General features: G+C 64.3%; 21 protein-coding genes. 6 read left to right on the top strand and 15 right to left on the bottom strand.

Features of this window, described 5'->3' with window-relative positions:
• The first annotated feature begins 154 nt into the window (after positions 1-154).
• On the top strand, positions 155-634 hold the full coding sequence (locus tag WHT83_RS01110; RefSeq protein ID WP_406872733.1) for an NUDIX hydrolase: 480 nt from the start codon (positions 155-157) through the stop codon (positions 632-634).
• A 153-nt stretch (positions 635-787) separates the two neighbouring features.
• Positions 788-1,807: a substrate-binding domain-containing protein gene (locus WHT83_RS01115; protein ID WP_108606710.1), complete on the top strand. Its 1,020-nt coding sequence runs from the start codon at positions 788-790 to the stop codon at positions 1,805-1,807.
• Here WHT83_RS01115 and WHT83_RS01120 read toward each other — a convergent pair.
• The 10 genes from WHT83_RS01120 to WHT83_RS01165 form a co-directional block, all read right to left on the bottom strand.
• Positions 1,765-3,492, bottom strand: coding sequence for a metallophosphoesterase family protein (locus WHT83_RS01120; RefSeq protein ID WP_406872734.1), 1,728 nt, complete (start codon positions 3,490-3,492; stop codon positions 1,765-1,767). The genes WHT83_RS01115 and WHT83_RS01120 overlap by 43 nt on opposite strands.
• 28 nt (positions 3,493-3,520) lie before the next feature.
• Positions 3,521-4,153, bottom strand: coding sequence for a dual specificity protein phosphatase family protein (locus tag WHT83_RS01125; RefSeq protein ID WP_406872735.1), 633 nt, complete (start codon positions 4,151-4,153; stop codon positions 3,521-3,523).
• A gap of 38 nt (positions 4,154-4,191) precedes the next feature.
• A complete protein-coding gene (locus WHT83_RS01130; protein ID WP_406872736.1) occupies positions 4,192-5,028 on the bottom strand; it encodes an inositol monophosphatase family protein in 837 nt (278 codons plus the stop codon).
• 132 nt (positions 5,029-5,160) lie between these two features.
• Complete coding sequence (locus tag WHT83_RS01135) at positions 5,161-6,039, bottom strand: inositol monophosphatase family protein (RefSeq protein WP_406872737.1); 879 nt, start codon at positions 6,037-6,039, stop codon at positions 5,161-5,163.
• A complete protein-coding gene (locus WHT83_RS01140) occupies positions 6,036-6,845 on the bottom strand; it encodes an HAD family hydrolase (protein WP_406872738.1) in 810 nt (269 codons plus the stop codon). The genes WHT83_RS01135 and WHT83_RS01140 overlap by 4 nt, the downstream gene beginning before the upstream one ends.
• A gap of 76 nt (positions 6,846-6,921) precedes the next feature.
• Complete coding sequence (locus tag WHT83_RS01145) at positions 6,922-8,064, bottom strand: ABC transporter substrate-binding protein (protein ID WP_406872739.1); 1,143 nt, start codon at positions 8,062-8,064, stop codon at positions 6,922-6,924.
• A 66-nt stretch (positions 8,065-8,130) separates the two neighbouring features.
• Positions 8,131-9,261 (bottom strand): ABC transporter substrate-binding protein, encoded by a 1,131-nt coding sequence (locus WHT83_RS01150; protein WP_406872740.1) that lies wholly within the window; start codon positions 9,259-9,261, stop codon positions 8,131-8,133.
• A 101-nt stretch (positions 9,262-9,362) separates the two neighbouring features.
• Positions 9,363-10,493, bottom strand: a complete 1,131-nt coding sequence (locus tag WHT83_RS01155) for an ABC transporter ATP-binding protein (RefSeq protein WP_406872741.1) — start codon at positions 10,491-10,493, stop codon at positions 9,363-9,365.
• Between the two features lies 1 nt (position 10,494).
• Positions 10,495-12,324, bottom strand: coding sequence for an ABC transporter permease (locus WHT83_RS01160; RefSeq protein WP_406873908.1), 1,830 nt, complete (start codon positions 12,322-12,324; stop codon positions 10,495-10,497).
• A gap of 544 nt (positions 12,325-12,868) precedes the next feature.
• A complete protein-coding gene (locus tag WHT83_RS01165) occupies positions 12,869-13,330 on the bottom strand; it encodes a L,D-transpeptidase (RefSeq protein ID WP_406872742.1) in 462 nt (153 codons plus the stop codon).
• Positions 13,331-13,697: 367 nt separating this feature from the next.
• Here WHT83_RS01165 and WHT83_RS01170 point away from each other — a divergent pair, with 367 nt between their 5' ends.
• Both WHT83_RS01170 and WHT83_RS01175 read left to right on the top strand, forming a co-directional pair.
• The gene (locus WHT83_RS01170; protein ID WP_318763601.1) at positions 13,698-14,012 is read left to right on the top strand and encodes a hypothetical protein; all 315 of its coding nucleotides are present in this window, start codon (positions 13,698-13,700) and stop codon (positions 14,010-14,012) included.
• A gap of 49 nt (positions 14,013-14,061) precedes the next feature.
• On the top strand, positions 14,062-14,226 hold the full coding sequence (locus tag WHT83_RS01175; protein WP_199914574.1) for a hypothetical protein: 165 nt from the start codon (positions 14,062-14,064) through the stop codon (positions 14,224-14,226).
• A 22-nt stretch (positions 14,227-14,248) separates the two neighbouring features.
• Here the strand turns inward: WHT83_RS01175 and WHT83_RS01180 are convergent, their stop codons facing one another.
• On the bottom strand, positions 14,249-14,971 hold the full coding sequence (locus WHT83_RS01180) for a response regulator transcription factor (protein ID WP_183262545.1): 723 nt from the start codon (positions 14,969-14,971) through the stop codon (positions 14,249-14,251).
• 199 nt (positions 14,972-15,170) lie between these two features.
• On the opposite strand from WHT83_RS01180, the gene WHT83_RS01185 reads away from it, so the two are divergent.
• Positions 15,171-15,950 (top strand): response regulator, encoded by a 780-nt coding sequence (locus tag WHT83_RS01185; RefSeq protein WP_318763598.1) that lies wholly within the window; start codon positions 15,171-15,173, stop codon positions 15,948-15,950.
• Between the two features lie 26 nt (positions 15,951-15,976).
• The gene (locus tag WHT83_RS01190) at positions 15,977-18,064 is read left to right on the top strand and encodes a PAS domain S-box protein (RefSeq protein ID WP_183262547.1); all 2,088 of its coding nucleotides are present in this window, start codon (positions 15,977-15,979) and stop codon (positions 18,062-18,064) included.
• Between the two features lie 153 nt (positions 18,065-18,217).
• Here WHT83_RS01190 and WHT83_RS01195 read toward each other — a convergent pair whose 3' ends face one another.
• The 4 genes from WHT83_RS01195 to WHT83_RS01210 form a co-directional block, all read right to left on the bottom strand.
• Positions 18,218-18,628: a hypothetical protein gene (locus WHT83_RS01195; protein ID WP_108606697.1), complete on the bottom strand. Its 411-nt coding sequence runs from the start codon at positions 18,626-18,628 to the stop codon at positions 18,218-18,220.
• A gap of 340 nt (positions 18,629-18,968) precedes the next feature.
• Positions 18,969-19,268, bottom strand: coding sequence for a GNAT family N-acetyltransferase (locus WHT83_RS01200; protein ID WP_108606696.1), 300 nt, complete (start codon positions 19,266-19,268; stop codon positions 18,969-18,971).
• Positions 19,265-19,885 (bottom strand): alpha/beta hydrolase, encoded by a 621-nt coding sequence (locus WHT83_RS01205; RefSeq protein ID WP_406872743.1) that lies wholly within the window; start codon positions 19,883-19,885, stop codon positions 19,265-19,267. Before WHT83_RS01205 ends, WHT83_RS01200 begins: the two co-directional genes overlap by 4 nt.
• A gap of 10 nt (positions 19,886-19,895) precedes the next feature.
• On the bottom strand, positions 19,896-20,828 hold the full coding sequence (locus WHT83_RS01210; protein ID WP_406872744.1) for a VOC family protein: 933 nt from the start codon (positions 20,826-20,828) through the stop codon (positions 19,896-19,898).
• Between the last annotated feature and the right edge of the window lie 91 nt (positions 20,829-20,919).

Below are 20,919 nucleotides of genomic sequence, written 5' to 3' on the forward strand. Positions count from 1 at the left end.
ATGTCGTTTTGGCCTGTTGCAGAGTGAGTGGTTTTTACGCATTTTGCAATCGTGTTCATTGCACTATCTTAAGCGTCATGAACCCAAACGGGCCGAGGTGTTACAAACAAAGCCGACAGCGCTTCGGCACATGCAAAGGAACAAGCGGGCAAAAATGCCGAAGGACAAGAAGACCATACGCAAGGCGAACAAGGGCGAGATCATCGCCCAGGTCGCTGCCATCCCGTTCCGTGTGAACGAGGCCGGCGAGCTTGAGGTCATGCTTGTCACCTCGCGCGGCACCCGTCGTTTCATCGTCCCCAAGGGCTGGCCGATGAAGGGAAAGAGCGGCCGCCAGGCCGCGCTCATCGAGGCTCGCGAAGAAGCCGGCGTACGTGGCAAGGCATTGAAAAGGCCAGCCGGCAGCTATTGTTACTGGAAGCGGCTGTCGACCAGCTTCGTCCATGTCGAGGTCACCGCCTATCTCATCGACGTCTCCGAGGAACTCGACGCGTGGCAGGAAGCCGGGGTACGTCAGCGCGCCTGGCTGACGCCGTCGGATGCGGCCGTGCTAATCGACGAGCCCGAGCTTTCGACCCTGATCCGCGGCCTCACCGTCGCCGATGTGGTCCAGCCCGAGGCAGAGCTGGCCTGAGCGGCCGCTCGAATCCCGATGCAGCATTTGCGGCTGCAAGATTCCAGTTGCAGCATTGCAGGCAGTCAAATCCGATTGTATCAGGGTGCAGCCGTTGCACATTTGTGCAAAGCCAAAAATTGGTTTGACGACCGACCCAAACTGGAGCCGTCGATGTCCGAACTGAAGCCGGGCAGGTCATTCGTAAGCGCCCAGCAGGTCGCCGAACTCGCCGGCGTTTCCCGCTCGGCCGTCTCCCGCACCTTCACCGATGGCGCCAGCGTTTCCGAGACCACCCGCAAGAAGGTGCTCGAGGCTGCCGAGACACTCGGCTATCACGTCAATCACCTCGCCCGCAGCCTGATCCACGAGGACAGCGGCATCGTCTGCCTCATCGGCGCCGACATCAACACGCCCTATCATTCGCGCCTGCTCGACGCGATCACGCGGCGCCTGCAGGCCATCAACCGCGTCGCCATGGTCATCAACACCTCTGGTGACAGCGACAGCGTCGATGCCGCGCTGCGCCAGACGCTGAACTACCGCGCCAACGCCACCGTGGTTCTGTCGGGCACGCCGCCTGCATCGCTCATCAACACCTGCATCAACAGCGGCCAGCACGTCATCCTGATCAACCGCGACGACCATCTCGACGGCCCCGAAAACATCACCGTCGACAATGCGGCCGCGGCCCGTGAAGCCTTCCATATGCTGCATCGCGCCGGCTGCCGCCGCATCGCCGTGGTGTCGTCGCAAGCCGGCACGCCGAGCCTGGTTGCCCGCGAGCGCGCCTTCGAGGCTGCGGCCGGCGAGGCCGGCCTGTCGGTCACTATCACCCGCGCCGGGCCCACCGGCTATGGCGCAGGCTTCGAGGCAGGTCGCCTGCTGCTCAGCGGCTCGGACCGGCCCGATGCCGCCTTCTGCGTCACCGACCTGCTTGCCTGCGGTTTCATGGATGCTGCGCGCGTCGAATTCGGCATGAACGTGCCGGCCGAACTGTGCGTCGTCGGCTTCGACGACATCGAGCAGGCGGGCTGGGCGTCTTACCAACTGACCACCTTCCGCCAGCCGATCGACCAAGTGGCCGACCATATCACCAAGCTGCTCGACAGCGACGACCCCGAGCCTGCGCAAGGCGGCCGCGTCTGCTTTCACGCCGACCCGGTCTGGCGCAAAACCGTCCGGCCCAAGTGATTCTTTGAGGTCACTTCGCCGGTCGCAAGGTCGACCGAGAAGTCGCGTGACGGCGCGCTGGCCAGCCAGTCCATCATCATCCGCATGAACGATGCCAGCCGGTCCTGCAGGCAGCCCTCCGGCCACGCTCCGGCGGCGAACCGTGCAGCCAGATGGCGATAGGCGGCGATGCGCGCCGGATCGATGAAATCGAGCGCCACCTCGCGTCCCTTGCGCAGCCTGTACCAGTCGACCACCATTTCGAAAAGCGGCAGCCCTTGCCAGTCCGGCGCGTCCGGTTCGCCGGCAGAGGCCAGGAAGGTAAAGGCGTCGCCCGAAGTCAGCGGCACCGTAGTGCCGGCCAGCCGATCGAGATCGCCTAGGTTCAGTTGCGGCACCAGCGCCGCGAGATCCCGCGGCCATTCCTTGGGCAGGTAGCGGTGCCTGACCATCTCCGCGAGATGGCGGCTCAGGAAATCTGCGTGGTTTCCCGCTTCCGTCACCGCGGCCGACGTTCTCTCCCGCGCCGCCTCGATGCGGTAGTATGGAAATGCCGCGTCGTGTCCCGGCACATCGGCGATGATGACCGTCTCGACCTCCAACCGCTCGCCGTCCATCTCGACGATCTTGTAGGCCGGCGGAAAGCCGACCATCGACGGCACGGCGATGTTGACCAGCCAGTCGTCGCCGTCGCGGAAGACGGCGGTGTCGTTAATGTGCAGGTGGCCGCTGAAATGCACCTTGATGCCAGTCGCCGCTGCAACCTTCGACGCCTCGGGCAGCGGCGTACGGCGCAGGAAGCTGGTGTCGTTGAGCAGCTTCGCCTCGTCTGCCGAGGTACCGTTGAGCGGGTCGATGATCGGATAATGCGAGAATGCGATCAGCCGCTTGCCGGCTGCGTTGGCGCGTGCGGCAACGTCCTTCATCCAGTCGAGCACGAAACCCTTGTTGCGCGGCATCGAGTTCCAGCCGGCATCGGTGCTGTCGTGGTAGCTCTTCTCCAGCCTCGGATCGAGGTCGCCATCCTTCGGCTCGAACACATTGGCATCGATGGATAGCAGCCATAGGCCTTCCACCGGCTCGACCAGGAATGAGGCATCGACCATGCGCCTCACAGTCCGGCCATCGGCCGAAACGATCTCGAAAGCCCGCGCCTCCAGCCTGTCGTCGGTTCCGAACGGGCACTCCCAGTGCAGGTCGCCTTCGCTGCGAAAGAAACCATAGGCGCCCATCGCCGGGATCGCGGCGCCATAGCCACCGCAATACATCTCGTCCGAGACGATGCGCTCGACGGAGTCGCCCTGTTCCATGGCGGGATCGCTGGTCACCAACGTGTGCGAGCCGTCTGCGTTGAGGAACCGCTTGCTCTGGTGCCGGCCATGGCTGCCGTAGAGGTCGTGATTGCCTGCAGTCGCGACGAAGCGCAGGCCGAAGCGCCTGGAATAGTCGGCCAGCAGCGCCGTCGCCGCGACCATCGTCGACTGCTGGCCATCGTCGGTCAGGTCGCCGGCAACGACGACCAGCGAGATGCCGCGCCGGACGATGTCGTCAAGCAGCGCCCTTGTGGCATGGAAGCTTTCGTTGAAGACACGCGTCGAGGCGTTGGTGTCGGCCAGCGTCCGCACCGCCACCCGGTCCCCACGCCCCACGCCCTGGCGATAGTCGATGTCGTGGAAATGCGGGTCGGCGATGACGGCAATCTTCATTTCATTCTCTCTGCGAACGGCCTCGCCGTCAGTCCTGGGCGACCAAGACCGGCGTCGGCAATCCCTTGTCGATCATCGCGATCCACTGCGCCGCCTTGCGAGCGGCCTCGACCAGCATCGGCTTGGGCGCCTCGTGCCATTCGTCGCGGCGCAACTCGCGCTGGGTGCGCACATGGTCGAGCGCATCGTCGAGCATCGGGAACTTCTCGGGCATCTCGACATGCAGGAAGAGGGCGACCAGCGACACCGAGCGGCTGCGGCCGCCACGGCAGTTGACCAGCACATTGCCCTTCTCGCGCCGGCGATAGGTCGCCTTCTCCGGCAGCACCTGGCTGAGGGCCCCGCGCAGCAGGTAAAAGCCCGACAGCATCATGGTCTCGGGGTTGCCGTGCCCGTCGATCAGGCCGAGCTTGTAGTAGCGCACCGCGCCGACACCGTAGATGGCGTCCGCCGCCTCACCTTCGCCGAAAGGCTCGGTCGCATAGTTGAAGTCGAGATTGACGGCGCAGTTCACCACGATCGTGATGTTCTTTTGCCGGAGCAATTCGAGATCGCCCGCGCCATCCATGCCGCCGACATAGATGTCGACGCCGTAGCCGGCGACGTCGCGCTCGATCAGGCTGAGCGCCGGGCGCTCATAGCGCGGGCTGGTCATGTCCATGGCTGTTCGGCCTTCCGTTTGTCGTTGTCCGGCGGCCGTCAGCGCGCGCCTTCGAGGCTGATGCCCGTTGCTTCGCTGATGCCTTGTGCCACGCCCGGTGCCGCTGCCAGCACCGCCCCGCCCTTGGTCAGGCCGTCGAGCGAAAGAAACGGTGCGACCACGCCGCCGGCTTCCTTGACCAGCAGAAGCCCGGCCAAGCAGTCCCAGGCATGCATGTGAAGTTCGGCATAGGCATCGGAGCGACCGTCGGCGACATAGGCGAGGCCGAGCGCGCCGGAGGCGCCGCGCCGTACATTGGCGCCGCGCTCCAGGATGTTGGACAGCACTTCGAGGTAGCGCTTGTTTGTCTTGCGGTTCGACCAGCCGAACTCGACGCAGGCGGCGTCGAAATCGCTGGTCTTGGATACCGAGATCGGCTTGCCGTCGCGAGTCGCGCCCTCGCCCCGCCTGGCGAAGTAGAACTCGTCGAGCGCCGGATTGTAGATCGCACCGATCTCGATCTCGCCATTGCGCACGAAGGCGATGGAGATGCAGAAATGCGGGATGTCGCGGGCAAAATTTGCCGTGCCGTCGATCGGGTCCACGACCCACACGTCGGACTTGACCGCGCCACCGGTTTCCTCGCCAAGGAAGCCGTCTTCGGGGAACGCCTCGGCGATGCGCGCCTTGAGGTGGCGCTCCACCGCGGCATCGGTCTCGGTCAGGAAATCCTGCGGCCCCTTCATGCCGAAGCCCGGCGTCCTGTTCCTGAAGCCGTCGAGCGCCACGGCACCTGCCGACCTTGCGATCTCGCGGCAGAAGGCGGCACGCCGGTCCAGCTCGGCTTCGGCATCAGGTTGCGGGGCAACTGCGTGAACGGTCATGTCAATGCTCATTGGTGAGTTCCGGGGTCAGATTGCACACGTGTGCAAATTCGTCAACGCCGCAGGATGAATAATGTTTTGCCGATGCACGGAAGATCATGGGATAGCAACGTGACCGCCGATGCACAGCCGTGCCGGACACGCTCATGCCACGCTTCCCGCCATCGAAAGTTTCGGCCTGGCGGCCTTCGCGGCCTCGCGGCCATCAGAGATTTCGCGAGCCACCCGCATCAGTGTCGGATAGTCGGCGCCGTCGCCGAGCGCGACATAGCCCGGGCACATGAAATCAGGCACGCCGGCGCCCACCTTGCCGAGGGTCAGGGGGTGATAACTGCCCCCAGCCTGTTTGAGAATGAGAACCGCCGCCGCCACATCCCATGGGTTGGAGCCGAACCCGGCGGAGGCATCTACCCAGCCCGCTGCGACATGGCAGAGGCTGAGCGCCCCGCTGCCTGGCCGGCGCAATGTCGAAAACGTCTCGGCCAGCACGCCGAAATTCGCCAGCGCCTGTTCGCGTCCGTCGAGCCTGAGGTCGCGCGCCACCGGATAGCCGGTGATCAGCGTTGCATGGCGTTCGTCGGCTATGGCGCGCGATTGCAGCGGCTCGCCGTTCAGCCAGGCGCCGGAAAGATCGGCCGAAAACAGCATGCCGGCGACAGGGTCGTAGACCGCGCCGGCGACGATCTCGCCATCGATCGCAACCCCGACCGAAACGCACCAGAAGGCAAATCCGCGGGCGAAATTCGAGGTGCCGTCGATCGGATCGACATACCAGCGCACCCGGCCCACACCGCTCTCGCCGGCCTCCTCGCCGACCACGACGGAGTCGGGCACCTCACCGAGGATGAAGGCGCGGATCGCCACCTCCGCTTCCTTGTCGTGCCTGGTCACCACGTCGTGCAGGTCGACCTTGTAGTCGACCGCCATGTTGGAGCGAAATGCCGCCAAAAGCGGCGCGCGCATCAGCTGCGATGCCTGTTCGGCGACCGCCCGCATGCGCCTCGATTCGTCGATTTCGGTCATGCCGCAATCCCGCGCGTGGCTTCATGGAACAGAGCGAGCAGCCCGGCCGGATCGGCCACGATGGCGTCCGGCTTGAGCTTCAGCTCGTAGGGCAGATCGTAAGTTCCCTTGTCTTCCATCAGGATGTTGCCGCCGATGCCGGCACGCTTGCCGCACAGCACGTCGCGGTCAAAATTGTCGCCGACATACCAGGCCTCGGACGGCTCGATGCCAAGCGCCCGCGTCGCCAGCCAGATCATTTCCGGGTTGGGCTTGCGCACCTTCACCTCGTCGCTGTGGACGACCGTGGCGAACCGCGCGGTCAGCCCGTGGGCGTCGAGGAAGTCGACATGCACCTTGCCGCACAACGCATTACTGACGATGCCCACCGGCACGCCGGCCGCGTCCGCCGCATCGAGCAGGTCGAGCATGCCGCTGCGCAGGACGCGCTCACTCTTCCAGTTGCCCATCTTGCAGCAGAGATCGTAGGCCTCGGCGACGACAACGTCCCGCGCCTGTTGCGGCCAGTCGCCGGCAACGAAATCTCCCCAGAACTCCTCGTGCCGCAGTTCGCGCGGTGCCAACGGCCGCGACATCGCATTCTTCCAATGCGAGTCGGCCACGCCACCTGCCTTGATGTCATCGGCGATCTGCTCGGCCGAAAGTTCGGGCGCCGCCAAGCCGGCCTTGTCGAGCAGGCCGCGCACGTGCCCGGCCAGCCGCGCCTGCCAGCCCGGCAGATGCGCCGTCGACACGATCACGCCACCGAAATCGAGCAGCAGTACCCTGGGTGGCGCGAGCTTTCGCCCCAAACTTTTCGACATCATCAAAATCTCCATTTGCCAGTGGAAAAAAGCGGGACGGAGCCGAAGGAGAAGGGCCCCGTCCCTAGCCACCGGGAAGCTATTTCTTGTAGGCGAGGCGCCAGAGGTCCTGCCAATCCTGGCGCGCATCCCAGTCTTCGAGTGCCGTCGAGGCGTCGTATTGCTGCAACCTGTCCAGCACCTTGCCGATGCCCGAGGGCTCGTCGGCAGGCAGCCCGATATCAGGGTTGGTCGGCAGCTTGCCGTCCTTCACCTGCGGCGCGATGCCTTCTTCGGTCAGGATGTAGTGGATGAACAGCTTGGCCGCGTTCGGGCTCTTGGTGCCGGTGGCGATCAGCCCGAGCTTGACGTAAGTCCAGCCCGGCCATGGCTCCAGCCCCTCGCACAGGCCGAGCTTGAAGCCCTTGTCGGCGTTGTCGCGGAACTTGGCCGAGCTCATCAGTCCGAAGAACGGCTCCTTCTGGCCCGGCGCGCCCACGCTTTCCGATATCGCATCGTCGGAGTCGGAAAGCAGGGGGGCATTGCCGGCAAACGCCTTCACCCAGGCGGCCGTGGCGCTGTCCTCGCCGACGTCGATATCCTTGCCGAAATGCGCCTTGTAGGCGGCCTTCATCTTGTCGTCGTCATGCGTCGCCGTCTGGTTGAACCAGTCGGGATAGGTGCCCTTTGACAATGGATCGTAGAAGGCGACCTTGCCCTTCCACTTGGGGTCGGTGAGCTCCCAGATGTTCTTCACCGGGCAGGCGTCATGGACTTCCGTGTTGTAGGCCCAGACGCTGGCATTGGTGGTGATCGCCAGCGGGTCCTGGAACTTGGCCGGGATCTTGTCGGCCATGTCCGGCGGCAGATAGCTCTCGACGAATTTCTGCGGCAGCAGTTGCGCAAGGCCTGCTGGCGCATCGGTGATCAGCACCACGTCGCCCTTGACGTTCTTGGCCTGGCCCTCGCGCACGATCATCTCCAGCTGCGCGCTCGCCGACACCTTGATGCCGGTCGCCTTCACCCCGTATTTGGCGGTGAAGTTCTCGGCCATTTCGACGATCTTGCCGGTGCTGTCGTAGATGTTGATCGGCGCTTCCTTCTTCGCCGCCTCGACCAGCGCGTTGAGGTCGAAGGCCTCGGCCCGCGCCGGAGCCGACGCCATCACGCTAGCTGCCATCATCCCGGCCAGCGCCGTCGTCGCCAGTGCAACTTTCCTGCTCGTTTCAAATGCCGGCTTCATTGTTTCCTCCCGAAAAATCCGGCTGAAACGCGCCCGGCCGAACGCCGGGCGCGGCAATCGCAAGCACTATTTCTTGTAGTTGATGCGCCACAGGTCCTGCCAATCCTGGCGCGCGTCCCAGTCGCCCTGGGCCGACGCCGAGTCGTAGGGGAATATCTGGTCCAGCGCCTTGCCGATGCCGGAGGGCTCGTCGTCAGGCAGCTTGGCGTCGCTGTTGGTCGACATCTTGCCGTCGGCCGCCTGCGGCGCGATGCCTTCCTCGGTCATCAGGTAGTGGATGAACAGCTTGGAAGCGTTCGGGCTGTCGGTGCCCTTGGCGATGAAGCCGAGGCTTGGATACATCCAGCCGGCGAAGGGTTTGAGCCCGGTGCACAGGCCGAGCTTGGAGCCGACGTCCTGGTTGTTGCGGAACTTGGCCGAGCTGATCAGCCCGATGAACTGTTCCTTCTGGTCGGGTGCGCCGACAGCCTGCGCAGCTCCTTCATCGGCGTCGGTCAACAGCGGGCCGTTGGCAGCCAGCGCCTTGACCCAGGCCGCGGTAGCGCCCTCCTCGTCGGTCACCAGATCCTTGCCGAAATATTCCTTGTAGGCCGCAGCCACCTTGTCGTCGGCATTGGTCGCCATCTGGTTGAACCAGTCGACATAGGACGCCTTGTTCAGCGGGTCCTGCATGGCGAGCTTGCCCTTCCACTTGGCTTCCGTCAGCTCCCAGATGTTCTTGACCGGGCAGCTTTCGTTGAGCTGGGTGTTATAGGCAAAGACGTTGGCCTCGTTGGAGACGGTCAGCGGGTTCTGGTACTGCGCCGGGATCTTGTCGGCGAGGTCCGGCGGCAGCCAGCTGTCGACGAAGCCCTGCGGCACCAGTTGCGCCACGCCCGCCGGCACGTCGCTGATCTGGATCACGTCGCCCTGGACGTTCTTGGCCTGGCCCTCGCGGATCACCATCTCCAACTGGGCTGCGGCATTGGCCTTGGTGCCGGTCGCCTGCACGCCGTACTTCTTGGTGAAGTTCTCGGCCTGCTTCACGATCTTGCCGGTGCTGGAATAGACATTGATCGGCGGCTCCTTCTTCGCCGCCTCGATCAGCGCGTTGAGGTCGAACTTCTCCTCGGCCTGCGCAGCACCTGCAAACAGGCCGGCAACAACGCCCAGCGCCGTCGCAGCAAGGAGCCGTTTCACATCGAAATGTCTGCTCATCTTTTCCTCCCTCTGTCGGGCCGGCGCCATGCCGGCTGTCTTGTTTCCCGATAGTCCTGCTTCATTCCCGGCGGACGGTCCTCCACCGCCCGCCGAACCTCTCAATGCAGCTTGGCCGGCCGCATCAGCCTGTCTGCCGCCTCCACGCGCTGGCCGGCCGTGTCGAAGACATGCAGCGCCTTGGGCTTGACCCACCAGGTCACGGCCTCGCCGACCTCGACCTCAGGCGATTGGTGCGTGGTCAAGAACAGCTTTTCGCCGGCGGCGGTCAGCTCGATGATCCAGCTGCCGCCGGTGGGCAGGATGCCGGTCACCTCGGCTTTGCCCGACAGCGCCCCTTCCGACACGCCGCGCTCGTCGTCCGCAAGGCGGATCGCTTCCGGCCGGATGCCGATCGAACCCGCATCCCGTAGGTCGGCGAAGTGCGAGCCGAGATAGGCATTGGCCAGGCGCGACACCTCCGACTTTGCATCGCCGAGTTCGACGATATTGATCGGCGGGTTGCCGACGAACTGCGCCACGAAGCGGTTGGCCGGGCGGTCGTAGATGTCGTTGGGCGTGCCGACCTGCTGCAGTTGGCCCTCGCTCATGACGGCGATGGTGGTGGCGAGCGTCATCGCTTCCCACTGGTCGTGTGTCACGAACACGATCGTCGTCTTGAACTCGGCGTGCAGGCGCTTGAGCTCGGCGCGCATCTCGAGCCGAAGTGCCGCATCGAGATTGGACAGCGGCTCGTCGAGCAGCAGCACCTCCGGATTGACCGCCAGCATGCGGGCCAGCGCCACGCGTTGCTGCTGGCCGCCCGACAGCTGCGACGGGTAGCGGTCGCGGTACTTCTCGATGCCGAGCGTCTTCATTACCTGGTCGACGCGCGCCTCGCGCTCGGCCTTGGGCATTTTGCGCAGACGCAGGCCGAAGTCGGTGTTGCGCTCGATGGTCAGATGCGGCCACAGTGCATAGCTCTGGAACACCAGCCCCATCTCGCGCCGTTCCGGCGGCACGAACACGCCCTCGACGACCGAGTCGACGACGCGGGGCCCGACGCGGATCTCGCCTGCCGTCAGGTGCTCCAGCCCGGCGATCATGCGCAACGTCGTGGTCTTTCCGCAGCCGGAGGGCCCCAACAGGCACATGAATTCGCCGTCGCCAATTTCGAGGTCGAGGTCGGCCACCGCATTGGCCGAGTTGCCGCCGTAGTTCTTCTCGACGCCGCTCAGGTTGATCTTCGGCATGTCAGTTCCCCAGTCCTTGCGCGAGATTGGTCTTGGTCAGCTTCTGGCCGAGCAGCGCGCCGAAATAGGCGAGGCCGGCGATGATGAGCACGACGGCGTTGGCGGCCTGCGTGTAGTGGTAGTCGACGAGCCGCAGCGAATAGGTGGTCAGCACGTCGGTCGACGGCACGGCCAGCACGACGAACAGGCTGAGGCCCTTGATGCCCGAGATGAAGGGCAGCAGGATGCCCGTCGTCAGCGACCCTTTCTGGATCGGGATGACGATCGAGGTCATGCGGCGGAACCAGCCGGCGCCGGCGATCTGCGCCGCCTCCTCGGGATCCTTGCCGAGCTGCGTCATCGCCGCGATGCCGGCGCGCGAGGCATAGGGCATCTGGTCGGCGATCAGCGCCAGCATCAGGATCAGCGTCGTGCCGTAGAGCGCCGGGATCGGCCCGCGCGGCACGGCAAAAAGCGAGAGATAGGCAGCCGCAAAGGCGATGCCCGGCACCAGATAGGGCAGGAACGTCACCTGGCGCAGGAAGGTGCCGAGCGGCTTCACCGGGGTACGCGCCACGACATAACCGACCAGCAACCCGAAGATGCCCGATGTGACCGAGGCCACGCCGACGATGCGCAGGCTGTTCCACGCCGCGTTCCACAGGTCGGGGCTCAGCAGGATGCCGGTCTGCAGCGCCACTGTGTTGAGGTTGGTGCCGATCCAGTAGTCGAGCGTGAAATTGTCGAGATTGAACTGGCCCGGCACCCGCATGATCGTCGACAGGAAAAGCGTTCCGATCGGCAGGCCGACGCTGAGCACGAACATCAGCGCGGCGAAGCCGGTCGCCGGCATGCGCAGGATTCCGAGCGGGCTGAGCCGGTTCATCGAGCCCTTCGAGCCGATGGTCACGAAGCGGCGCGCTTCCCGCATCAGCCGGGCGTCGATGGTGATGGTGATGATGCCGATCAGCATGATCGCGCCGGCCAGCACCGCACCGACGCCGACCTGGCGCGATGAGATGTTCTGGTAGAGCGAAGTTGCCAGCACGTCGAAATTGACCGGCAGGCCAAGCACGTAGGGCACGCCGAACTCGCCGAGGCACTTGGCGAAGATCAGCACCATCGCCGACATCAGCGACGGGCGCATCAGCGGCATGATGATCTTGCTCGCCACCGTCAGCCTGTTGGCCCCGAGGATGCGGGCCGAGTCCTCGAGCTGCGAGTCGAAGCGGCGCAGCGCGTTGCCGAACAACAGGATGACGAAGGGCGAGTAGTGCAGGGCCAGGATGATGGTCACCGGCAGCTGGCCGTAGGACAGCCAGTCCGGCGGCGAAAAACCTATGGATTCCAACCAGCCGGGCTGGCCGCCGACGGTGCGGTTCTTGAACAAGGTCGTCCAGGCCAGCGCAAACGTCCAGGCCGGCAGCATGTAGGGCACGATGAGGGCCGTGGCGAACCAGCGGCGGCCGAACATATCGGTACGGCTGAGCAGCCAGGCGAGCGTGCCGCCGACCAGCATCGACAGCGTGATGGCCCCCGCCGCCACGCTCAGCGTGTTGACCAGCGGCTCCCAGAACAGGTCGTGCGAGATGCGCGACAGGAAGACGCGGTCGATATAGTACCAGGTGAGTTCGCCGACATCCTGCTTGATGCGGCGCTCGTCGCCAAACTGCACCCGCATCGCGTCGGACAGCATCGAGATGATCGGCACGACGATGAGATAGGCAAACAGCGCCGCGGCCAAAACGCCGATGATCGTCGTCGGCTCGCGCAGAGCCACCTTCATCCGGTAGCGCAGGCGCTGGCCTCGCGTCGGCGCGGCAAGCCGCGATGTGCCGGAGTTGCGCGCCATGGTCGCAGGCTTGGCCGATGTTTGAGCCGATGTCTGGGCAGGGCCGCTCACGAAGCCCCCCTCCTGATGCCGGCCTGGCCGGAACCATGGCCGCGGCCGCAGTCCATCGGACGCAGAGCCAGGCCTTCATGCGATGGCACGAACATGCATTCTCCTCCACTGGGCGCCTATGGCTGGGCTCGGCCGGACTATGTCCGGCGCTCCTCGCCGCCCTTGCTTCAGGCGCGCCCGCCCTTCTCCGGGCAGGACGGCACATCGCTGTGCCTGTTGGCATATTCATTCCATCCGCGGTACGTCCGTGTCAATCCGGATTATCCATTTTTTTGCACAGGCGTGCAAATCGATACGACTTGCTTGAAATCCTTTGTTTTTCTTACCTATGGCGGACATGTATCCGGCGACGCCGCATATCTCATGGGAAAATTGTGCACTGCCGTGCAACTATCGGTTTCCGAACAGTCGGCGCAGCAAAAAGCCCACCCGGGAACCGCGCAACGGCCGATCCTGGGCGGGCTTTGAAGCTCCAGCCGGATAGCCGGCGAGCCTACTTGACGATCTGGATGCTCGTGTTCGACGGGCCGAAGGCCTCGACCAACTCGTAGAAATCCTCGGCATGGTCAGGATGCAGGCGCACGCAGCCATGCGACGCCGGCCGGCCGAGGCGGTTGATCTGGTTGGTGGCATGCACGGCATAGCCGCCGTTGAAGAACACCGAGTGCGGCATCGGCGCGTTGTCGTATTTTCGCGAGTACCACATCTCGTGCATGCGTGTCGGCTTGTAGGAACCCTTCGGCGTGACATAGCCCTTGCCGCCGGTGGAGACCTTCCAGACGAAGGTCGTCCGCCCGTCGATCATGACATGCATCCGCTGTTCGCCGATCGACACTCGGGCGACGATCTTGCTGGCCGCCTGCGCAGCACCCTGCCCGGCTCCAAGAAGAAGTGCGGCGCCCGTCATGGCGACGGCCGTGATGTTGATGAACCGGGTGGAAAGGACGAACTGCATGTCTTGCTCCATCTGCCGGCCGCGCCGGACGTTGAACTGATGGGCAGCGTTATGCGCGCTCCGTGTTTCGTTAATATTTCGTTTGAGCTTGCTTCTCGTTTCGATTGTGTTTCATGATTTATACACGCGGTTTCAGAATCTGATCGAACCGCTACCGGAAACTGGCAGGCGAACGGCCCTGAAAGCCACTGGTCTACGGCGTGACGCGCCTCCCTCAACCCACGGCCGATGAAAAGGAGGCCGCCACGGCAGGGATCCGCAACAGCATTGCAACAATTGAAGCCATACCGGACCCATCCGGCGGCATCTTCCCGATACAGCCGCCCGCCAAATTCACTCCCGACGAAACGAACGTTGCGAAAGTAGGATGGGCGCGAAACGGTCGACAGCAAGATGGTTCCTGCGGGTGGGCGTCGCTACGGCGATACTGTCGGGGATTGGAATTCTGGCCGACCCGGGCAACGCCATGGCAGCGGATTTGCTGCCGGTGCAGGACATGGCGCCGGCAGCCCACGCCATTCTTGCCTTCGCAACAGCATTGTTCGTCGCAACTCTGCACATCGGCCGGGTCCATGGGCGTGGGTGCCTGGCCTGGGTGAGCAGAACCTCGCGCGTCACTCGCGGCGAGGACAGGATACCCGCGCCGTCCACGGCAGGTCAGGCGGCGCGGGTATTCGGTTGATTGCAGGCCGGCACCAATAACCCCTGGGACGAAAACGGAACCCACGACCATGAAAAACAAATTCGTCGCATCCGTGCTTTCGGCACTTCTCTACACCCAGGGGCTTCTAGGCTTTGCCGCAGTGGCGAGCGTGCTCCTGAAGGACAGGGCCCACGCCGAAACGATGCCCATCGTCGAAACGGCCGTACCGGCCGCAGCCGCGCCGGCGCGCTGAAATCTTGGTCGCCGCAGCGACGTCAGCTCGGATTTTCGGTTGGAGCAGAGCCGGCCTCCTGGCCGGCCGCTTTTGTCGGCGGATCGAACCTGTAGCCCGATCCGCGGATGGTGGTGATGCTTTCCGTATCGAGTTTGCGGCGCAGCCGCACGATGCGCGAGTCGATCGACCGGTCGAAGGCATCGGCGCTCTCGGCCGGCGCCGCAGCCATGATGTCGTCGCGGGTCAGCACTTTCCGCGGCTGCGACAGGAACAGCTTGAGCAGGGCGATCTGGCCTGGCGACAGTTGCTCCTCCTCGCCGGAACGATGCATCACCAGCGCCGACCGCAGGTCGACGGTCGAATTCTCCAGCACCACCAATTCCTGGGTGCCGCGTCCCCGGCGCGCCAGGAGGCCGCCGATGCGCGCGGCGAGCTCTCTGACATTGAGAGGGCTCTCCACCACATCGGCGGCGCCGAGTTCCAGCGCCAGCACCTTGTCGACCAGTTCGGTCGGCCGGCAGATCAGGATGAAGTCGGGTCCGCCCTCGCCGCCAAAGGCGCGCAGCAGGTCGCGGCCCTGCGATGGCGTCAGGCCATCGCCCACGACAACCACGTCGATGCCTTTGGCCGAAAGCAGCGACTCGGCTTCCCACAGCCGACGCGCCGTGCGCACGTCATGGCCACGCCGGTCGAGATGATCGGTCAGGTCGGAGGCAACGACCTCCGCTATGGCAACAAGTGCTACGACCGATCTTCCAGCCATGTTCCATCCCGCAGCAACAGTGTCGTCGCGACCATTGCCTGCCGGGCCGGTCTTGTCGCCGCTCCCAGGGGCAAGAAGATGCCGCGGGACGCGCTTGGCCGGGGATGGATCCCCAGTCTGGACGTCCGAAGCCTCTATCCGCCCCTAACGAGGCACAACGCCGTTAGCAACTGCCCACGCCAAATGATCACTGGACATCATGTTTATACCCAATCTACTTTCCGCCGATAGCGGAGGCGAGACTAAACTGCGCGCTCGGATTGTCATCGTCGAAGATGAGCCCGACCTGAGGGATGCCGTGGCCGAGTATCTCGGCGCGAACGGCTTTGACGTGACCGCCGTCGAAAGCGCAGCTGCCATGCGCGCGCTGGTCGAAACCGAACAGTTCCAGCTTGCCATTCTCGATATCGCCATGCCCGGCGAAGACGGTCTGTCGCTCGGCCGCTGGCTGCGCTCCAGGATGCCCATCGGCATCATCTACGCCACCGCCGCAGGCACCGCGCTCGACCGCATCGTCGGGCTCGAGATCGGCGCCGACGACTACATGGTCAAACCCTATGAATTGCGCGAGCTTCTCGCGCGTGTCCGCAGCGTCATCCGGCGCGTGCCGCAGCCCGAAAGCTTCAGGCAGTCGCTACTCGCCGCCCAGCCGCCACGCCGCACCATCGCCTTCGGCCCGTTCCAGGCCGATCTCGACGGCCGCCTGGTCACGGGCAGCGCGGGTGCCATCATCGACATGGCCAAGAGCGAATTCGACATGCTCGAGGTCTTCCTGACCCGGCCAAACCGGCTGCTCAGCCGCGCCACGATCTCGGAGGCCATCGGCTTCGCCGAGGACCCCGAATCCTCGCGCGCCGTCGACATCCGCATCATGCGGCTGAGAAAGAAGATCGAGGACGATCCGGCGAACCCGAAATTTTTGCGCACCGTGCGCGGGGAAGGCTATATCTTCTCCCTGCCAGGCAGCGAAGGCTACTGACGCCTCCGGCCCCGCCAGGAACCGCGATGACCTTGTTGACCGTCTCACGCACCGACAATCCGTCGGGCACGCCGAGCCCCACAATTGTGGCGGGGCAGATCGTGCGTCGTCTGCGGCAGGCCCAGGATTGGCAGATCGAGATCGATCATATCCTGGAATCCTTTGCGCGCGGCTTCGGCGGCCATCGCACCATCCTGTTCAGGCTGCGCGACCTGCCCGGCCAGGGCTTCGCGCAGTCGATCGCCGCCTATTGGGTCGACCCGAAGATCGACGCCTTCGCCGCGCCTCCGACGACGATCAACCAGGCGCTGGTGGAATCCGACCCGCTGCTCGAACGCCTCGCCGAGGAAGGCCGCCAGGGCAAGATCTTCGCCGGGCTGACGCGCGACCTGACCGGCTTCCTGCGCAATGATTTCGAGCAGCAGCACATCAAGTCTTTCCTGTCGGTGGCGGTCTCGGCACACGGCCATCTCTGGGGCACGCTGGCGGTCAACGATTGCATCGTCGAACGCAACTGGACCGACGACGAAATCGCCGCCCTCGAAATCATCGCCGCAGCCCTTGGCGACGCCGTCGAACGCTCGCTGTCGGAGTACCATGTCAGCGAAATCATCCGCCGCACCATGTTGCAGGCCTCCCTCGACGCGATCATGGTGGTCGACGAGACCGGCTCGATCATCGAGTTCAACCCGGCCGCCGAAAAGATGTTCGGCTGGACGCGAGACGAAGTCCTCGGCAAGGATCTGCTCGATACGGTCATCCCCACCTACTACCGCAAAGGCTACAACAACGGCGCCGAGTACCTCGCCGGCCGCGGCTCGCCGATGGTCGGACACCGGCTCGAGACGGTGACCCAGAATGCGGCCGGCGAGATCATTCCGATCGAACTCACGGCCAATGAGATGCGGCTTGCCGACCGCCGCCTGATCCTCGGTTCGATCCGCGACCTCAGGGAAAAGCATCACGCCGAGGAAGAGATCAATCGCCAGCGCGAAAAGCTGCACCAGAACGAGAAGATGGCGGCCATGGGCTCGCTGCTCGCCGGCGTCTCGCACGAACTCAACAACCCGCTCGCGGTTGTTGTTGCCCAGTCGACGCTGCTGCACGAGTTTGCCCCCGACCCGCAGACCAAGTTGCGGGCCGAAAAGGTGCGCGCGGCCGCCGAGCGCTGTGGCCGCATCGTCAAGAGTTTCCTTGGCATGGTTCGCCTGCACCCCACCGCACGCTCCGAGACGGACCTCAACCAGGTCATCCGCGCCGCCCTCGAAGTGACCGCCTATGGCGCGCGTTCGAGCGGCATCAGCATCGACACCGACCTTGCGCCCGGTCCCTTGAGCGTCATGGCCGACGCCGACCACATGACCCAGGTGGCAGCCAACTTCCTGGTCAACAGCCAGCACGCCCTTGCCGCCGCCAGCGATCTGCGCAGCATCAAGGTCCGGACCTTCCGCAATGCCGACGGCAGCGCCGGTTTCTCGGTCGAAGACTCAGGCCCCGGCATCGCCGAGGCGATCCGCGACCGCATCTTCGAGTCCTATTTCACCACCAAGCCGGTCGGCGTCGGCACCGGCATCGGCCTTTCCATCTCCAAAGCCATCGTCGACCGCCACAACGGCAAGATCTGGTTCGAGCCAGTGGAGCCGGCCGGCGCGCGTTTCGTCGTCGAGCTTCCACCGATGGGGGCCGGCCACAGCGCGGTCATGGAATCCGTCCCCAAGTCGAGCGGCCTGCGCCACGCGGTCATCATCGACGACGAGCCTGACGTCGCCGGCTCGCTATCCGACATCCTCGAACTGATGGGCGTCAAGGCCCGCATCGTCTCGACCTGGGATTCGGACGCCGAAGCGCTGCTCGATCAGCCGGTCGACATCATCTTCTCGGACCTGCGCATGCCCGACCGTAGCGGCATCACCATCTTCCGCGAGATCGTCGGCAAGCAGCCCGACATGGCGCAGCGTTTCGTGCTCGTCACCGGCGACCTGATCGGCGCCAAGGCCGAGCTCGAGCAACTGCCGCCGAACCTCAAGCCGCACATTCTGGAAAAGCCGTTCAGCACCTTCGACGTGCGCAGCGCCCTCAGTGCGGTCAGCGACCAGGTCGCGGACAACGAGTAAGCACGATCCCGATCCAAGCGCTGCGTAGCGAACGCGGGTACGGAGCAAAAAAAGCCCCCACGGCCGAAGCTGCGGGGGCAGGTACGCGCTGGAGGATCTGAGTGCGCGGCAGGGAACGTGCCACGTTGCGGGGCCGCCGCCCCGAACGCCTGATTAGAAGATGTTGGGTGTGGTGCGGAGCGGCTCGGCGCTGGCGATCAGCCGCACCTTGCGTGCCTCGCGCATGCCGGTGTCCTTGGCGATAGCCTCGAGACAGGTCTCGCTCTCGACACCCCAGGCCTGTCCGCGACAGGCGATATCGGTCTCCGACATCGGCAGCCGATCGGTCTTTGGCGTCGTGCGCGCGCCATCCATCATGCGTGGCGCCGAGCCCATCGAGGCAAATGCCGGCCCGCTGCCCGGTGCCCAGGCCATCGACGAAAGCGAGGCGATGACCAGCACCGAAAACATCGCCATCGGGTGCTCGTTCGCGCGCTGGCGAAGAGCCAGGCGCGGGCGGCGGTAGATGCGTGCACGCGGCTGGAACTGGCGGTCGAATTCGGAAACCTGCTTGATGCCGGTCATTGGATTTTGCCTTTTCGTTAAATTTCATTCCCCTGTTGATATGAACATATCCGCACTTTGTAACACGCGGATGCTGATCAGCATCCCCTAATGCAACAATCCAGAAACCACAAAACCGGTCAGCAATACTGCCAAATCAGTCACAATAAGCCGTAATTTCCGTCACATCAGCCAATTGCCTGTACCATTTTGAGAAACAGCCCGCGCGGGCCGTGTAACAGCTATTTCCAAGAAGCAGGAGAAATTCGAACCAAACGAAAGGGCCGATGCAATTGCCTTGCATCAGCCCTTCGAGTTGGCACGCTTGTGCCGGATCGGCTCTGAAACGCCGGCTTTTCGTTCAGCTCTTCAGCACATCGGCCCATTCGGGGTGGCGGCGAAACTGCGCCGCGGCAAACGGGCAGAGCGGAATGATCTTTTTGCCCGCCGCGCGTGCATCCTCCACCGCCCGCGTCACCAACCGCAATCCGGCCCCCTGGCCACGGAAGGCGTCGGGCACCTCGGTGTGGTCGATGATGAACAGATGGTCGCTGACGGTCGAAAAGGTCATTTCGGCCTCTGCACCGCCAGCACCGCGGATGACATAGCGTCCTTTGGTGCCACGATCCTCAAGCTCGATGGCGGAAAGTTCTTCGGTCATTGCCCCTGCTCCGTCTTGGCGAAGAACTGCTTCGCGGCTTCGATTTCATTGGGCCGAACCTCGTGCCCGCCCTCATGCCATTCCAGCCTGACATCAGCACCCGCGTCCCGCAGGTAGGAGTCGAGCCGGCTGGTGATACCGGGCGGGCAGATCGGATCGCGGCGTCCGGCGGTGATCAGCACGCGGCGTCCGGCTAGGCTGCCTTTCACGTCGGGCGCGAACGGGATCAACGGGTGCATCAGCGCCGTCGCATCGAACACATCGGATGCGGCAAACAGCACCGAAGCCAGGATGTTGGCGCCATTGGAATAGCCCAGTGCGTAGACCGCCGAAGGCTTCTCCGCCTCGATATGGGCCTTCACGAACCCGGCCATCTTGGCCGTCGCCCGGGCAAGATCGTCCATGTCGTAGACGCCCTCGCCGGTACGGCGAAAGAAGCGCGTGGCCCCCATTTCGGAAACGTCGCCGCGCGGCGACACGACGGTCGCGCCAGGTACCAGTTCCCTGGCGAAGCCGATCAGCTGGTTTTCGTCGCCGCCTGTGCCATGGAAGGCAAAGACCAGCGGGCTGCCCGGATTGCCGGGCAGCAGCTTGTGGATGTAGGCGTCCTTGCTCATCGGTCCCTCCTCAGTCGCCCAGCGGCTGCAGGTTCTTTTCCAGATAATCGCGCAGATGCGCATGCTGTGCCGGCAGCTTCAGCGCTTCGCCGAGATGGGCCGTATCCTCGTCGCGGTCGAAACCCGGCTCGTTGGTCGCCACCTCGAACAGCACGCCGCCCGGTGTGCGGAAATAGATCGCCCAGAAATAGTCGCGGTCGATCACCGGCGTCACCTGGTAGCCCGTGTCCATCAGCGCCTTGCGCACTTCGAGCTGCTTGGCCCTGTTCTCCACCGCAAAGGCGATGTGATGCACCGAACCTGCACCTAGCCCAGCAAAGGAAGCGCCCGGCAGCGTCTCGATATCGATGAAGTCGGCGCCATTGCCGTTTTTCACCGCCAGGCGCTTGGTGTTTTCAGACGTGTCCACTTCCTCATAACCCATGAACTTCAGGAGTTCCTCGGTCGCGCCACCGTCGCGCAGGCGCAGTGAGGCCGAATGAAAGCCTCGGATCGCCTCGTCGGCAGCAACGCCGCCCTTGACCCAGGGCGCACGCTGGTCGCCCTTGGCCTCGACGAGCGCAAAACCGTCGCCATCCGGGCCGGAAAAGCCAAGACGCTTCTCGCCGAACTTCTCGTCGCGGGAGAGCCCGGTCACGCCTTCATCGGCAAAACGCTTTTCCCAGAACGGCAGCGTGCCTTCGGGAACCGAGAACACGGTCGTGCCCACCTCGCCGACGCCCGGGCGGCCCTTGCCGATGTTGGGAAACGGGAAATAGGTCATCACAGAACCCGGCGTGCCGAGCTCGTCGGCATAATAGAGATGATAGACATCGGGTGCGTCGAAGTTGACGGTTTTCTTGACCCGGCGCAGGCCCAGCTTGTTGGTGAAGAACCTGTTGTTCTCGGCCGCATCCCTTGCCATCGACGTGACGTGGTGCAGGCCCTTGATCTGGTTGAGCATCGTCTCGCTCCTTGCTTTTGCCCCGGCCCCTGCCGCGGCGTTGGCATGAATATGGGCGCATCGATCGGCGGGGCATAGGCGCCGGTCGCAG

This window comes from Aminobacter sp. P9b (genome assembly GCF_045345995.1).
Classification (GTDB): Bacteria; Pseudomonadota; Alphaproteobacteria; order Rhizobiales; family Rhizobiaceae; genus Aminobacter; species Aminobacter niigataensis.

Coding starts and splice junctions, on each gene's coding strand:
- WHT83_RS01110 (WP_406872733.1), top strand. CDS start 155: ATGCCGAAGGACAAGAAGACCATACGCAAGGCGAACAAGGGCGAGATC.
- WHT83_RS01115 (WP_108606710.1), top strand. CDS start 788: ATGTCCGAACTGAAGCCGGGCAGGTCATTCGTAAGCGCCCAGCAGGTC.
- WHT83_RS01120 (WP_406872734.1), bottom strand. CDS start 3,492: ATGAAGATTGCCGTCATCGCCGACCCGCATTTCCACGACATCGACTAT.
- WHT83_RS01125 (WP_406872735.1), bottom strand. CDS start 4,153: ATGGACATGACCAGCCCGCGCTATGAGCGCCCGGCGCTCAGCCTGATC.
- WHT83_RS01130 (WP_406872736.1), bottom strand. CDS start 5,028: ATGAGCATTGACATGACCGTTCACGCAGTTGCCCCGCAACCTGATGCC.
- WHT83_RS01135 (WP_406872737.1), bottom strand. CDS start 6,039: ATGACCGAAATCGACGAATCGAGGCGCATGCGGGCGGTCGCCGAACAG.
- WHT83_RS01140 (WP_406872738.1), bottom strand. CDS start 6,845: ATGATGTCGAAAAGTTTGGGGCGAAAGCTCGCGCCACCCAGGGTACTG.
- WHT83_RS01145 (WP_406872739.1), bottom strand. CDS start 8,064: ATGAAGCCGGCATTTGAAACGAGCAGGAAAGTTGCACTGGCGACGACG.
- WHT83_RS01150 (WP_406872740.1), bottom strand. CDS start 9,261: ATGAGCAGACATTTCGATGTGAAACGGCTCCTTGCTGCGACGGCGCTG.
- WHT83_RS01155 (WP_406872741.1), bottom strand. CDS start 10,493: ATGCCGAAGATCAACCTGAGCGGCGTCGAGAAGAACTACGGCGGCAAC.
- WHT83_RS01160 (WP_406873908.1), bottom strand. CDS start 12,324: ATGGCGCGCAACTCCGGCACATCGCGGCTTGCCGCGCCGACGCGAGGC.
- WHT83_RS01165 (WP_406872742.1), bottom strand. CDS start 13,330: ATGCAGTTCGTCCTTTCCACCCGGTTCATCAACATCACGGCCGTCGCC.
- WHT83_RS01170 (WP_318763601.1), top strand. CDS start 13,698: ATGGGCGCGAAACGGTCGACAGCAAGATGGTTCCTGCGGGTGGGCGTC.
- WHT83_RS01175 (WP_199914574.1), top strand. CDS start 14,062: ATGAAAAACAAATTCGTCGCATCCGTGCTTTCGGCACTTCTCTACACC.
- WHT83_RS01180 (WP_183262545.1), bottom strand. CDS start 14,971: ATGGCTGGAAGATCGGTCGTAGCACTTGTTGCCATAGCGGAGGTCGTT.
- WHT83_RS01185 (WP_318763598.1), top strand. CDS start 15,171: ATGTTTATACCCAATCTACTTTCCGCCGATAGCGGAGGCGAGACTAAA.
- WHT83_RS01190 (WP_183262547.1), top strand. CDS start 15,977: ATGACCTTGTTGACCGTCTCACGCACCGACAATCCGTCGGGCACGCCG.
- WHT83_RS01195 (WP_108606697.1), bottom strand. CDS start 18,628: ATGACCGGCATCAAGCAGGTTTCCGAATTCGACCGCCAGTTCCAGCCG.
- WHT83_RS01200 (WP_108606696.1), bottom strand. CDS start 19,268: ATGACCGAAGAACTTTCCGCCATCGAGCTTGAGGATCGTGGCACCAAA.
- WHT83_RS01205 (WP_406872743.1), bottom strand. CDS start 19,885: ATGAGCAAGGACGCCTACATCCACAAGCTGCTGCCCGGCAATCCGGGC.
- WHT83_RS01210 (WP_406872744.1), bottom strand. CDS start 20,828: ATGCTCAACCAGATCAAGGGCCTGCACCACGTCACGTCGATGGCAAGG.